This window comes from Paenibacillus artemisiicola (assembly GCF_017652985.1).
GTDB classification, from domain to species: Bacteria; Bacillota; Bacilli; order Paenibacillales; family Paenibacillaceae; genus Paenibacillus_Z; species Paenibacillus_Z artemisiicola.
Genome location: NZ_JAGGDJ010000001.1, coordinates 311,367 through 324,854, shown reverse-complemented (window position 1 = coordinate 324,854; position 13,488 = coordinate 311,367). Strand labels below are relative to the sequence as shown.

Annotated in this window: 11 protein-coding genes; 1 reads left to right on the top strand and 10 read right to left on the bottom strand. The window is 61.6% G+C overall.

What is annotated here, in order from left to right; all coding sequences use genetic code 11:
* Positions 1 to 34 precede the first annotated feature (34 nt).
* The 4 genes from I8J29_RS01455 to I8J29_RS01440 form a co-directional block, all read right to left on the bottom strand.
* Complete coding sequence (locus I8J29_RS01455; RefSeq protein WP_208845808.1) at positions 35 to 880, bottom strand: phytanoyl-CoA dioxygenase family protein; 846 nt, start codon at positions 878 to 880, stop codon at positions 35 to 37.
* A 64-nt stretch (positions 881 to 944) separates the two neighbouring features.
* On the bottom strand, positions 945 to 1,898 hold the full coding sequence (locus I8J29_RS01450; protein WP_208845807.1) for a carbohydrate ABC transporter permease: 954 nt from the start codon (positions 1,896 to 1,898) through the stop codon (positions 945 to 947).
* Entirely contained in the window at positions 1,892 to 2,785 is an 894-nt protein-coding gene (locus I8J29_RS01445) for an ABC transporter permease (RefSeq protein WP_338113002.1), read from the bottom strand. Before I8J29_RS01445 ends, I8J29_RS01450 begins: the two co-directional genes overlap by 7 nt.
* An 81-nt stretch (positions 2,786 to 2,866) precedes the next feature.
* On the bottom strand, positions 2,867 to 4,501 hold the full coding sequence (locus I8J29_RS01440; RefSeq protein WP_208845806.1) for a type 2 periplasmic-binding domain-containing protein: 1,635 nt from the start codon (positions 4,499 to 4,501) through the stop codon (positions 2,867 to 2,869).
* A 472-nt stretch (positions 4,502 to 4,973) separates the two neighbouring features.
* On the opposite strand from I8J29_RS01440, the gene I8J29_RS01435 reads away from it, so the two are divergent.
* Positions 4,974 to 6,098: a GntR family transcriptional regulator gene (locus I8J29_RS01435; protein WP_208845805.1), complete on the top strand. Its 1,125-nt coding sequence runs from the start codon at positions 4,974 to 4,976 to the stop codon at positions 6,096 to 6,098.
* Between the two features lie 188 nt (positions 6,099 to 6,286).
* Here the strand turns inward: I8J29_RS01435 and I8J29_RS01430 are convergent, their stop codons facing one another.
* The 6 genes from I8J29_RS01430 to I8J29_RS01405 all read right to left on the bottom strand — a co-directional run bounded on the left by I8J29_RS01430 (position 6,287) and on the right by I8J29_RS01405 (position 13,487).
* The gene (locus I8J29_RS01430; RefSeq protein ID WP_208845804.1) at positions 6,287 to 7,156 is read right to left on the bottom strand and encodes a phosphotransferase; all 870 of its coding nucleotides are present in this window, start codon (positions 7,154 to 7,156) and stop codon (positions 6,287 to 6,289) included.
* A 154-nt stretch (positions 7,157 to 7,310) separates the two neighbouring features.
* A complete protein-coding gene (locus tag I8J29_RS01425; RefSeq protein WP_208845803.1) occupies positions 7,311 to 8,291 on the bottom strand; it encodes a Gfo/Idh/MocA family protein in 981 nt (326 codons plus the stop codon).
* Positions 8,292 to 8,314: 23 nt separating this feature from the next.
* Positions 8,315 to 9,148, bottom strand: coding sequence for a carbohydrate ABC transporter permease (locus I8J29_RS01420; RefSeq protein WP_208845802.1), 834 nt, complete (start codon positions 9,146 to 9,148; stop codon positions 8,315 to 8,317).
* Between the two features lie 6 nt (positions 9,149 to 9,154).
* On the bottom strand, positions 9,155 to 10,105 hold the full coding sequence (locus I8J29_RS01415) for a carbohydrate ABC transporter permease (protein WP_208845801.1): 951 nt from the start codon (positions 10,103 to 10,105) through the stop codon (positions 9,155 to 9,157).
* A 95-nt stretch (positions 10,106 to 10,200) separates the two neighbouring features.
* On the bottom strand, positions 10,201 to 11,601 hold the full coding sequence (locus I8J29_RS01410) for an ABC transporter substrate-binding protein (protein ID WP_208845800.1): 1,401 nt from the start codon (positions 11,599 to 11,601) through the stop codon (positions 10,201 to 10,203).
* Positions 11,598 to 13,487 carry a cache domain-containing sensor histidine kinase gene (locus I8J29_RS01405; protein WP_208845799.1) on the bottom strand — a complete coding sequence of 630 codons (1,890 nt, stop codon included), beginning with the start codon at positions 13,485 to 13,487 and terminating at the stop codon, positions 11,598 to 11,600. The genes I8J29_RS01410 and I8J29_RS01405 overlap by 4 nt, the downstream gene beginning before the upstream one ends.
* Between the last annotated feature and the right edge of the window lies 1 nt (position 13,488).

Genomic DNA, 13,488 nt, shown 5'->3' with positions numbered 1-13,488 from the left:
TCTCCGACCTCAGTCAGCTCCCGTTCCGGGACGGTCACTTGATCGACTTGACGGGATAATACGACGGCACCGGCTGTTTGTAATGGTCTCGCGCGTACTTGATCTGGTTCGGCGTCCACTGCGAATAGAACAGCCGGGTATCCTTGTCGGCGCTCAGCGCGAGCTCCTCCGGCACCGTAGCCCAGTTCGTCAGCGGGGCGCTCGATTCCCGCGAATGATAGTTGTGCATGGTCCTTCGGCCGTGCGCGCACTCGGGCTTGCCGCCTTTGCGGGTATGATAGGTCGTGATGTTGTACAGGATCGCCGTGCCCGCCTTTCCCCGGATCGGCACTTCCTCGTACGCCGCGCCCAGCTTCTCCTTCGCTTCGTCCAGCGTGCCGTATTCGTGGCTGTTCGGCACCATGCAGAAGGCGGGACAGCAGTCGTGCACGTCCTTCAAGTAATAGATCACGCACGCGTACGTGCTTTTGTACGGATTTTCCGGGTCCCAGATTTTTCCTCCGACCGTTCCGTACCAGCTGATGTCGCGGTGAAAGCCCATCGCGCTGCCGCTCGCCCGCTCCACCGTAATGTCCCGGAAATCGAACTGGGCGAACCGGGCCTCTCCGCGCAGCACCTCCTGGATCAGCGGAAACAGCTTGCGGTGCCGGACGAACCGGTCCATCTCGCGCGGATACTTCAGGAGCAGGCTGCCGTTGCCGACGGCGCCCTCGATCGGCTTGTGCCAGCTGCCCGGATCGGCCGCCAGCTCGCGGTCGACGAGCCGGTTCAGTTCGTCCAGCTCCTCCGCCGACAGCGCATCCGGAATGACGGCATAGCCGAACGCCTGGTAATGGGCCAAAATCTCTTCGCGCGTCGTTTGCGTCTCGGTCCTCTTCATAGCTTCAGCTCCCTCGCCTTTGATTCATCGCGTTTTTTCCTCTTCCGGTTCATCCTTCGGCCGCTCAGCCTTTCACGGAGCCGAGCATGATGCCCTTCACGAAATACTTCTGCAGGAACGGATACACGAGCAGGATCGGCACGATCGCGAAAATAATCGTCGCCGCCTTGATGTTCTCCGGCTGCACCACCATATGGGCCGCGTCGTTCATCGTGTTCGTGTTCTGGCTGCCCATGTTCAGCATGTTGAAGTCGATCACGATGGACCTCAGCACCATCTGCAGCGGCCACTTGCTGTTGTCGCTGATGAAGAACAGCCCCGTGAAGAAGTCGTTCCAGTACCCGACCGCGTAGAACAGCCCGACCGTCGCGATGACCGGCTTGGACAGCGGCAGGATGACGCTCCATAGAATGCGAAGCTCGGAAGCGCCGTCGAGCTGCGCGGACTCCTCCAGGCTCTCCGGAATGCTCCAGAAGAAATTCCGCATCAGGATCAGGTTGAACGGGGCGACCAGCTTCGGCAGGATCAGCACCCAGACGCTGTTCAGCAGGCCGAGATTCTTGAGCAGGATGTACATCGGGATGAGGCCGGCGCCGAACAGCATCGGAATGATGACGAGCCATAGTAACAGTCTATGCCCGGGAATATGCGTTTTGGACAGTCCGTACGCGCCGGTGGCGGTGAAGACGAGGCTGAGGAACGTGCCCATGACGGCGGCGAAGACGGTGATGCCGAACGACTTCAACAGGACGTTGGTATGGAAAATGTACTTGTACGCTTCCAGCGTGAACGATTTCGGCCACAGCATCATCGGATTCTTGAACACCTCGTGCGCTTCGCTGAACGAGATCGCCCACACGTTCACCATCGGCAGCAGCGTCACGAGCCCCGCCGCGGCGAGCAGGACGAGGATGATCGCCTGCGCCCACCGCGGATTCGCGTCCAGCTTGCGATTGACGCCCAGCGCGAGCGCGGCGCCTTCCTCCGAATGGCCGATGTCTTGCTCCCGTGCTACCATAGCGACTTCTCCCCCATCCTGCGTATCGTCGTATTGGCGGCGATGATCAGGACCATGCCGATTACGCCCTTGAACAATCCGACGGCCGTGGCCAGCTCGAATTGCGACTGCAGCAGGCCGAGGCGGTACACGTACGTGTCGATGATGTCGCCGACGTCGTAGACGGCGGGATTCAGGAAGATGAAGATTTGATCGAATCCGGCGTCCAGAATGCCCGCCAGCTGCAGGCAGAACAGCAGGGCGATGATGGGCCGGATGCCCGGCAGCGTCACGTGCCAGATTTGCCGCAGCTTCCCCGCGCCGTCGATCTTGGCGGCCTCGTAGAGCTGCGCGTCGATGCCGGACAGCGCCGCGAGGTAAATGATCGCGCCCCAGCCGAACTCCTTCAGGATCGCCGTCACCACAATGACCGTCCGGAACACCTCGGCGTTGGTCGTGAAGTTGAACTTGTCGAGCCCGGCGTTCGCGAGCAGCAGGTTAATGATGCCGCTCGGGCCGATGAAGTTGTAGACGATGCCGCCGAAGACGACCCAGGACAGGAAGTGCGGGAAGTACGTAATCGTCTGGATCGAGCGCTTGAACCAAAGCTGCCGCACCTCGTTCAGCAGGAGCGCGAAGAGGATCGGCACCGGGAACCCGAAGACCAGCCGGTACAGGCTGATGACGACGGTATTCCGGAGCAGCTCGGGGAACTTCTCCGACGCGAACATCGACCGGAAATGCTCGAATCCGACCCACGGGCTGTGCAGGATGCCGGACATGATTTTGAAATCCTTGAACGCGAGCGTAATGCCGTAGAACGGCGCGTACGTGAAGACCGCGAAGAAGGCGATGGTCGGCAAGATCAATAGATAGATATGGCGGGCTTGCCAGATGCGTGTGCCCACGGAACCTCATTCCTTTCTGCCGCCGGCGCGGAAGCGGCGGCCGGAACGGCGCCTGCCGTTCCGATCCCCCGCCCCTCCGCGTTAATCGACGTAGTTCGGCTCGGACTTGTCGGTTTGCAGCTCGTTGACTTCGTCGATGATCGTCTGCTCGCCCGCGTCCAGCCATTTTTGCCGCGCTTTCTTGTAGGCGTCCTTGGTCAGGTTCATGTCGGTCAGAATGCTGCCGTCCACCTTGGCCATATAGTCCTCCCAGATCTGAGCGCCGATCTTGGCGGCGGTCGGCGACTGCACGGTCGGGTCCTTGTAATCGTTGTACGGCGTCGCGGCGTACTTCTCGAACATCTCCTTGTAATACGGGAATTGGTCCCCGATGCCGACGCCGACGAACTGCAGCTCGGTCGCCTGCCAGTCGAGCTTCTCGCTCATGGGGTCGAGGAACTTGAGCGGCTCGATCTGCGCCCCTTTGTAGTCGTTCTCGCGCTGTTCGTCCGGGATCGGCACTTTGCGGCCTTCGGGATCGACGTTGTACGTCTTGCCCTCGATGCCGTAGCGGCGGAAGTCCGAGCCTTCGGTGAGCGTCCAGTTCAGGAACCGGAAGATGCCTTCCGCCTTGCCGGCCGCCTTGGCGTTGATGTAGAAGCCGCGGTCCTGCGGGAAGACGACCCGCGTTCCGCCCTTCTGCCCGCCTTGTCCGGTGAGCGGCGGCATGGTTTTGATTTGCGCGTCGGGCACGTTCTTCCGCAGCTCGGTCAACAGCCCGGCCAGATTGCCGCCGAGAATGACCGCCGCCTGGCCGGCCTTGAACTTCGTCTCCCCGAACGAAGCGTCGGGATTGACGCCGGCTTCCTCGTCGAACAGCCCCCGTTTCTTCAAATCCTGCAGCCAGAACTTGTAATCCAGCGTCTCTTCCTGCATCTCCGGCGGGACGAGCTTGTTCGGGTCTTCCTTGGAAGGCGCCCAGCCGCTGACGGCGCCGAACGAGGTCGCGACGTCCTTGCCCGCCCAGAACGGAATCGTGTTGCCGTGCGTCATCGGCACGATGCCGAGACCGCTGTCCTTGATCTTTTGGAGCGCCGCTTCGAGCTCGGGCACGGAAGTCGGCTCGGAGATGCCCAGCTTCGCGAAGATGTCGGCGCGGTAGTTGATGAAGAACGGCACGACCGGATAGATCAGGTTCGGAATGAAATAAATGTCCCCCTTGTCGTCCGCCATTTTGTCCCAGATGCCGTCCGGCACCGCCGCCTTCACCGCGGGGTACTTGTCGAGGTAGTCGTTCAGCTTGACGAAGGCGCCCTGGTCCTGGAGATCCTTCCAGAACGGATCGACCGGCCCCCAGCCCCAGATCGCGTCGGGCATGTCGCCGGACGCCGCCGTCGTCTTGATCGTGGCGTCGTAATCGACGACGGGGATGATGCGGACGTCGATGTCGACGTTCGCGCGTTTGAACAGCTCCTTCTCGTACGCGCCCCCCTTCGTGTACGTCGCCGGCCCCCACGTCGGCCGGACGTAGCTGAACTTAAGCGGTCCGGCGTTCTCGCCGGACGCGGCGCCGCCTGCGTTCCCTTCCGCGGCCTGCCCGTTCGCGTTCCCGTTGCCGTCCGAGCCCGACGAGCAGCCGGCGAGCCCGAGCAGCAGCGTCGCCGCCGCGAAGACCGCCGCGAGCGTCTTCCTCGTCTTCGTTCCGCGCGCTTGGCGCGGGTGCATCCTTAACCGCATCGAATCCAAACCTCCCTATTCGTTATGGCGATGCTATGAAAGGTTCCCGAAGAAACGTTTCACCGGTTGCCGGAATGCGCTTTCAGCCGCTCGCGAACCGGACTGCCGCACGGCTCCGGCGCAAGCGCGCCTTGGATGGCCTAATGCCGCCCCTGGGGACGACGCGGGCGCTTGCAGCTTGCGGATCGCGCGACTTGTCATGCTTGATATAGATCATCCTGCTTGACTTGTTGCTTGGCTTGTGACTGAGTCTAGCACCCGTCGTCCGGGGTTGTAAAAGACGAAAAACCCGCCCCTTGCCCGGTGTCCGGATTGTTTACCGGAATTTCCCAGGTCGGAGACGGGTTTCCTTACGCATGATTTCGAATCGTGGCCTGTCCGCATTTCCGGCTCGTCCGGCGTCATTTACAAACGCCCGGCCGGACGCTAAGATTTTAACAGCAAGACGAATGCGAACCGAGGGGCTGACGCGATGACCGACAAACCGCTATCCACTTCGCTGTATGAGCAAATCAAGCATTTCATCCGTTCGGAGATCGGCCGGCAAGCCTGGAAGCCCGGCGATCTGCTCCCTTCCGAGCACGAGCTGACCCGGCGCTTCGCCGTCAGCCGGATCACCGTCAAGAAGGCGATGTCGGATCTCGTCAAGGAAGGACTCGTCTACCGGATTCAAGGCAAAGGCTCCTACGTAAGCCCCATGGACGGCAAGGCTCCCGCCGCGCCCTCCGGCATCGACTCCGTCCCCCTCCGTTCCCCCGTCGCCCTGCTGCTCCCGTTCATCAACAACCGGTTCAACGCCCTCCTGCTCGGAGGCGTCGAAAGCGTGCTCGCCGAAGCCGGCTACCCGCTCCTCTTCTGCCATACCGGCAATTCCCAGGCGAACGAGGAACGCATCCTCCGCCGGCTGAAACAAGCCCCCCTCGCCGGGCTGATCGTCTATCCCGTCGAAGGCGAAACCTACAACCGGGAGCTCGTGCAGCTCGCGCTGGACGACGTTCCGTTCGTCGTCGTGGATCGCGATCTGCGCGGCATCGACACGCATTTCGTCGGCGCGGACAATGTCGCCGGCGCGCGGGAGGCGGTCGGCCACCTGATCTCGCTCGGTCACCGCAACATCGGCTTCGTCTCCACCGTCGTCGCCGGCACGAGCAGCATCGAGGACCGCCTGGCGGGCTACGAGCAGGCGCATGCCGACTACCGCCTTCCCATCGACCGCCGCTTCCGCCTCGCCCACCTCGAGATCGAAGTGCCGAAGCAGGCGGAGCTCCGTTCCTTCCTCGCCCGCAACCCCGACATGACGGCCGTCTTCGCCATCAATCCGGGACTCGGGCTCGAAGTCGCCGATGCCGCGCGCGGACTCGGCCTGCGCCTGCCGCAGGAATTGTCGCTCGTCTTCTTCGACGATTTCGAATTCTCGGAATTCCACGCCGTGCGCCCGTCCTGCGTCGTTCAAGATTCGCGGCAGCTCGGCCAAGAGGCCGCCCGCATGCTGCTCGCGGTCATCGAGCAGCCGCGGCGGGAGCGGCGCAAGCTCTTCCTGCCGCCGCACCTGCTGCTCCGGGATTCGGCGGTCCCGCCGGTCCGCCGCGAAGCGTAAACCGGCTCGCCGCCGGGGCGGGCCAGAAGCGCCGTCGGCGCCGGCAAAGCGCTCGCCCGGCATAAAAAAACCGTCGAAGGAACGCCTTCGACGGTTTTTTTATGCTAGGCGGGCTTGCAGCCTTGCCTTGCCTTGTAATGCCTTGCCTTGTATTGCCTTGCCTTATCCTTCTCTGCTCGAACGCCCGCTCACCCTTCCGGCTGCAGCCGTTCCAGCTCGCCGGCAAGCTTCGCGATGATGCCGTCGAACCACGGCTTGCCCTGCGGGAACCAGCGCCGTCCCGCCTGCGCGTACCAAGCGATATGCAAATACCGGTACAGCTGCACGATGCCGGGCTCGACGTAGCGCGCCGGATCGAGGCCGAGCGAGAGAAGCAGCGTCGCGCGGTCGAGCGCGACCGGGGCGAGAATCGGCCGCTGCCAGTCGAGGATGCGGTACCCGTCCGGCGCCGCCAGCACGTTGTCGGCCTTGAAGTCGGAGTGGACGTAGCCGGACGGCGCGCGGAACGCCGCGCGCAGCGCGGCCGCGCCGCTCCAGCGGCGGAGGCGGCCGACCGTGGCATCGTCGACTTGGACGAAACTGCCGTCGTCGACCGACGCCTGCACGTCGTCCAGCGCGGCGCCGATGTACGCGGCGAACCGCTCCTCCGTACGCAGGTCCGCCATCGCGGGCAGGTCGCCCTCGATGGCTTCGATGGCCGCGATGCCCGCGAGCAGCTCGTCGGCGGCCGCGACGGCCTCCGGCTCCGACAGGCCGAGGTCGCCGAGCCGCGGCGCGCCGATGTCCGCCATGACCAGGGCGGCCGGGCGGCCCGCCGTCTCCAGCACGCGCGCGGCCGCGAGCAGCGGCGACCGGGCCTTGGCGTAAAATTCCGCTTCCAGCGTCGGCGGCGCCTGCACCTTGTAGATATGGCTCGTGCCGTCCGCGGTGCGAACGCGCTGGACGCACGACAGCGGCCATTCGTGGATGACGGTCCGCTCCGTCACCGGACTGCCGAGCACCTCCGCCAACTCGCCGTCGTCGTGAAGCATAAGATCGAAATGCTGATGCCGATGCATGCCGCGTCTCTCCTCTCTGTATCGCCCGGAAGGCGTAAAGAAAGCCCGCCGGGACCATCCCGCGGGCTTTCCTGCTGGCGACCTCTCCGTCCCGATTATGCGCCGCCGGCGCGCCGAAGCGCAGCCCGGACGCTTCCGGCCGGCGGGCCGGGCTTTAGTTCGTGACCGGAATCGGGCTGTATTGGCCCGCTTGATAGATCGTCTCCGTCAGCTTGACGACCTTCAGCGCGAACTCGCCGGATACGGCAACCTCGCGGCGTCCGAGGACGGCGTCGATGAAGCTCTTGTCCTGGTTCGTCGTCTGCTGCGGCAGCTCCGGCACGACATGCTCCTCGCGGAGCCGGCGGATCGTGATCTGGCCGTTGTCGTAGAAGATGCCGCCCGTCTCGCCGCAGAACGCGTACGTCTCGTGCCAGCACGGCGCGTGGCCGATGATGTTCAGGCCGGCGACGGCGCCTTCGGCGAAGCGGATCGACGTGAAGGAATCGATCTCGACCGGCGTCTGCTGCTGATGGATGACGGTGAACACCTCGCTCGGCGTCAGGCCCGTCGTCCAGAGCAGGACGTCCACGATGTGGCTTCCGGAGTCCATGAGCATGCCGCCGCCGGACAGCGCGGGATTTTTCCGCCAGGAGTTCTTGCCGCCTTGCGCCCAGCCTTGATAGAGCGATGCCGTCACGGACGTCAGCTTGCCGATCAGGCCCCCGTCGATCGCTTCCTTGATGAACAGGAATTCCGGCTGGAAGTGGCGCTGGTAGGACACCTGCATGATTTTGCCGGACAGCTCCGCGATGCGCAGCAGTTCCTCGGCTTCGGCGGACGAACACGTCATCGGCTTCTCGATCAGCACGTGCAGCCCGGCGCGCAGCACGTCCGCGGCCTGGGCGAAGTGCAGCGTATGCGGCGAACAAATGACGACGGCGTCAAGTTCGGCTCCGTCCAGCATCTCGATATGGTCCGCGAACTGCGCGACTTGCGCGAGCGCCGGGTTGTTCGCGAGGAACCGCTGGCGGCTCTCTTCGTTCGGATCGGCGATGGCGACGATGGCCGCGTCCTCGGTCAGCTCCTGCAGCTGCTTGGCGTGCAATCCCGCGATGCCTCCGGTTCCGATGAATCCGATGCGTACTTTGCTCATGCCATGTACACTCCTTCAGCTTGTTATTTAATGCCGGAGAACGTAATCCCCCGGATAAACGCCTTCTGAACGACGAAATACAGGATGATGACCGGCAGCGTGATCATGGCGCTCGTGGCCATCATCATCTGCCATTCCGCGCCGTGCTGGGTCTTGAACGAGGACAACCCGAGCATCAGCGTATATTGCGCCTCGTCCGACAGGTAGATGAGCGGGCCTTGGTAATCCGTCCAGCTGCCGATGACTTGGAACAGCGCCACCGTCAGCAGGGCCGGCTTGCACAGCGGCAGCATGACCTGGGCGTAGATGCGCATCTCCGACGCGCCGTCGATGCGTCCCGCGTCCTCGAGCTCCTTGGGCAAGCCCATGAAGAACTGCCGGAGCAGGAAGATGTAGAACGGCGCCCCGAAGAAGGCCGGCAGCCACAGCGGCACGTTCGTGCCGACCCAGCCGAGATTCTTGAACACGATGAAGATCGGAATCATCGTGACCTGGTACGGAAGCATCATGACGATCAGCGTCAGGCCGAACAGCGGCTTCGAGCCCTTCCACGGAATGCGGGCGAGGCTGTACGCCACGATCGGGCACGAGAACAGGACGCCGAGCGTCGCGAGCGCCGTGATCGTCATGGTGTTGCCCAGGTAGTGCCAGAACGGGAAGTAGCTGATCGCGTCCGGGAAATTGCTCCACATGAGCGTGGACGGAATCCATTTCGGCGGCCACAGGAAGAGCTCCTCATCCGGCTTCAGCGAGGTCGAGATGATCCAAAGGAACGGCGACAGGAAGAACAGGCCGAACACCACCAGGAAAACATGCGTCGCGGCGTTCTTGATGATGCGGATCGAGCGTGGGGTCATCGTGCGTCATTCCTTTCCTTGGTAATGGACCCAGCGTTTTTGCGAGATGAAGATCAATGCCGTCAGCACGACCACGATCAGGAACAGAATCCACGCCATCGCGGAAGCATAGCCCATTTTCAGATACAAGAACGCGTTCTGGTACAGGTACATGACGTAGAACATGAGCGAGTCGGCCGGGGAGCCCGTGCCGTTCGTCAGCGTATACGGCAGGACGAAGTTCTGCATCGTGCCGATGACGCCCATGATGAGGTTGAAGAAAATGACCGGCGTCATGAGCGGCAGCGTAATATGCCGCAGCTTGCGCACCGTGTTCGCCCCGTCGATGTCCGCGGCTTCGTAGTAATCCTGCGGGATATCCTGCAGCCCCGCCAAATAAATGACGATCGCTTGGCCGACGCCCCACAGGCTCATCAGGATCAGCGACGGCTTGGACCAGCTCTCGTCGCCCAGCCACGGCGGGCCGGGAATGCCGATCTGCTCCAGCCAGTAGTTGACAAGGCCGAACTGCGGATTAAGCAGCCACAGCCAAATGATCGTCGTCGCAACGGCGGGCACGAGACTCGGAATGAAGAACAGCGTCCGGTAGATGCCCTGGCCTTTGATTTTCGTGTTCAGGAGCAGCGCGAGTCCGACGCCGACGGCGATGTTCAGCGGCACGGAGATGAAGGTGTAGTACAGCGTGTTGTAAATACTGATTTTGAACGTACTGTCGCTCATCAATTCCTTGTAGTTGCCGAAGCCGACCCATTTGCCATGGTCCAGGATGCTGTAGGTGGTGAAGCTGTAATAGATGGACATGATCAGCGGATATGCGCTGAATACCAGAATGCCGATGATCCAAGGCGACGCGAACAACAGTCCGTACAGCGCCATTTTTCGTTTGTAATTCGAGGATTTCAGCTTGGTCTGCGGATAGGCCTTCAGCGTCGTCGCCACATTCTCGTTAGCGGCCATAAGTATTTTCCTCCCCGATCGAAAGGCGCCCCCGGCATGATCCGGGGGCTAACGGGCTTGAGAGCTCCGTTTAAGCCGGAGGCGCCTTTACCGATTTATTTCGAGATTTTCGCCAGCTCGCTGTCGACGTTCTTCTTGACTTCGTCAAGCAGCGCTTGCGGCTCGCCTTTGCCGTTGATCGCCAAATCCTGCACGCGGAACATTTCGTCCCACAGCTTCTGGCCGACCGGCGATACCGGGCGGAAATGCGCGTTCGGCATCAGATCGAGGAATACTTTCAGGTTCGGGTTCTCTTCCATTTTCAGTTCGGTGTTGACCTTCGGCATCGCCGTGATGTCGTTGCCCGCGTCCGGACGTTTCGCCCAGAGCAGCGTGCCGTCGTAGCCGGCGATGAATTTCAGCAGCGTCCACGCCGCTTCCTTCTGCTTCGCGCCCTTCGGCATGATGTACGAGAAGCCGCCGGACCACGTCGTCGGCTGCGTGCCTTCCGGACCCGGGATCGGCGTGACGCCCCATTCGAACGTCGGTTTCGTTTTCGCCAGGTCGTTCAGGATCCAGTTGCCGTCGACGACGAAGCCGACTTTGCCCGTCCAGAACGGATTCAGGCCCGTTTGCCCCATCGCGTTCGAGAAGCTCGACAGCGTGGCGATGTTGTATTTCTTCGCGTAATCGGCCATCCATTGCAGCGCCTTGACGTTTTGCGGGTCGTTAGGCGTCAGCTGGCCGCCGTCCTCGAACTTGCCGTCCATCGCCCAGGAGTACGCGTAGATCGAGCCTTGGTTCATCCATGGAATGAAGCCGACGGTATCGTACTTGCCGTTGCCGCCCTTCTTGAAGATCTTGTCCGACATCATGTCGAGCTCTTCCATCGTGGTCGGCGGCTTCTCCGGATCGAGTCCCGCTTCCTTCAGCAGCGTTTTATTGTAATACAGTGCCCGGTCGTCCGTACCCCACGGCAGGGCATACGTCTTATTGTCGTAGTTGGCTTCCGCCCAAACCGCCGGGTAATAATCGTCCTTGCTGATATTGTCCCGTTCGGCCAGCGGCGTCAAATCTTCAAGCGACCCTTTCGCGGCCCAGGAACCCACGATGAAGCGGTCCAGCTGCGCCACGTCCGGAGGATTGCCCCCCGCGATCGAGGTCAGGAGTTTGTCGGTACCTTCGACGTAGGTCATTTTGACCTTGATGTTCGGGTATTTCTTCTCGAATTCGTCAATCACGTATTTCTGGTAATCCTTCTTGAAATCGCCGCCCCAGTTGACCCAGAAATTGACGGTAACTTCTTTGTCGCTGCTGCCCGCGTCGGCCGGCGCGTTGTCTCCGGCCGCGTTGCCGCCTGCCGCGTTGCCGTTCGCAGCCTTGTTGCCGCCGTCTGTATTGGCGGTATTGCCGCCGTTCTCGCCGTTCCCGCCATTGCCGCTGCTGCCGCAGCCCGAGAGCGCGACGACCGTCGCCAGCGCGGCGATCGAAATGCTAGTGAGTTTCCATTTCTTCATATGAATCCTCCCTTTTGATTGTTCGATACTCCTTCATTGTAAGCGCGTTCAGGGGAGAAGTAAGGGTGGTCGTTTTTGTTTTTACCGTGTGCGATTTTGTCACTTTGTTCCGATTCCACGATCGGCAGCCGCATCGTCACGCGCGTGCCTGTTCCCCAAGCGCTGTCGATCTCGAGTCCGTAAGACGGACCGTACGTCAGCTTCAGCAGCGAATGGATGTTTTTCATCGCGAAATTGCTCCCCGCCCGAATCGCTTCGCTGTCCTGTAGGACCTGCCGGATCTCGAAGAGCTTGTCCGAGCGCATGCCGACGCCGTCGTCGGTCACGCGGAACAACAAGCCGTCCTCCCCGCGCTTCCACTCGACCGTCAGCTTCCCGTTCCCCTTCTTCTTCTCGATGCCGTGGAAGATGGCGTTCTCCACGATCGGCTGAAAGGCGAATTTCAGCACCACGCAATCGAGCAGCTCGGGATCCGCGGACATGGCCAGGGAGATCCGGTCGCCGAAGCGGATTTGCTGAATTTCGAAATAATGCTCGATCAGTGCCATAACTTCGCCGACTTTGACGAATTCCCGGCCCTCGCTCAAGCTGATGCGGAAATAACTCGAAAGCGAATAGATCATCGTGTCGATTTCCTTCACTTTATAGAGCTTCGAAATCCAGTGAATGGAGTCCAAGGTGTTGTACAGGAAGTGCGCGTTGATCTGCGAGGCGAACATCTTCAGCTGCAGCTCCTGCTGCAGCAGCCGCTGCACGTACAGCTCGTCGATCAATTCCTTGATCCTGGCGATCATCGTGTTGAAGCCGCGCGACAGCAGCCCGAATTCGTCCTTGCGGTCCGCATGGATCTGGATCTCGAAATTGCCGCTCCGCGCCTCCTGCATCCCCTTCAGCAGCCGCTGGACGGGCTTGTTCATCTGCCAAGCCGCGAACAGCGCGTACCCGAGCGCGACCGCCATGAAGCCGGCGGCCAAGTAGAGCGTGAACCAGCCGAGCACCCGCGACTCCTGCACGAGCTTCCGCGCCGGCACGAGCCCGACCAGGTTCCAGCCGTTCATCAGCTGCGTGTGCGTGACCATCATCCGCTCGTTGTCGATCGTGCGCGAGCCGATGGACGACGTTTGCGTCGGCAGTTGGAATGGTATCGTTTCCAGAAGTTGGTCCGGTTGTTGGCCGCCGACGATGCGCCCCCGTCCGTCCACGATCATCGAGCTGCCCACTTCGCCCAGGTTGATCTGCGACAGGATCGTCGCCGGATCGATCTCGATCAGCATGACGCCGATGATCCGGTTCAGGTTGTTCAAGTCCTTGATCGCCCGGCCGAAGCAGAATACCGGTCCCTGCCACCGTTCGTCGGCCCACGGCTTCGGGACGAGCGACGGCCGCATGCCGAACCAGACGACCTTGCCTTCGCCGGCGACGACCTCCTTGTACCATTGCGCGCTGCGAACCGCCTGCGTCGTGCCCGGCATCGAGAGGTAGCCCGTGGAATACTTGTACGAATTGGCGTATTCGCCGAAGATGTACAGGTTGACCAGATCGTTCTTGGAATTGAGCAGGTTGGCGATGAATTCGCCGATTTCCTTGTTCGTCTCCTCGCGGTCGTAATTGTCCGTGAAGTCGTCCTTGATGCCCTGCTGGAGCTTCTTGCTTCCGAGCAGGTAGAAGGACCGCGTGCTGTACTCCTCCATGATGAGGTCGAGCCGCTCGCCCGACTGCTGGATGGTCTGCTGCGTGATGTAGCCGACCTTGTCCTGGATGATGCGCGTCGATTTGTCGTAGAAATAATAACCCATGATCGCGATGCTGACGGAAATGCCGACGAAGCAGAGCAGAAACAAGCGGTGTCCGACGGAAGTCCATTTGAACTTCGGCAGCCATTTCATA